Origin of the sequence: Vogesella mureinivorans, assembly GCF_007644035.1 — a bacterium.
GTDB classification, from domain to species: domain Bacteria; phylum Pseudomonadota; class Gammaproteobacteria; order Burkholderiales; family Chromobacteriaceae; genus Vogesella; species Vogesella mureinivorans.
In genome coordinates, this window is record NZ_VMTV02000242.1 from 1 (window position 1) to 426 (window position 426).

Consider the following 426-nt stretch of genomic DNA (forward strand, 5'->3'; position numbering starts at 1 on the left):
GGTTGGTGACCTGATAGCCGCTCCACGGCTGCGCTCCACCGTTGAAGGTGAAGGTCTGGGTGTAGGCCGCGGCGACCGAGGCGCTGAATCCGCCGCTGGGCGTGATCGTCACCACCGGATCCTGCACGGTGATGCTGACCGTCGCTGGCGCGGAGGTGCCGCCGCTGTTGGTGGCGGTGTAGGTGAAGCTGTCAGCGCCCGCGAAGCCCGCGTTGGGCTGATAGGTGATGGTCGTGCCGGTGATGACCGCGGTACCGCTGGAAGGCGCGGTGCCAATCGTCAGCGCGGTCGGCGCACCGCCGCTCAGCGACAGCGGCACATTCGTCGCAGGCGCGTTGTAGGCCACGGTCAGCGCCGAATTGCTCGCTACTGGCGGCACATCCACCACGACGATCGAGTAGGCCTGGGTCGCGGTGTACGGACCGG

The 426-nt window shown here is 68.1% G+C and carries 1 protein-coding gene; it reads right to left on the reverse strand.

Annotated elements, in window-relative coordinates:
* Positions 1-426 (reverse strand): Ig-like domain-containing protein (locus tag FLQ44_RS23575; protein ID WP_240801214.1); only part of this gene is annotated, 426 nt, incomplete at both ends.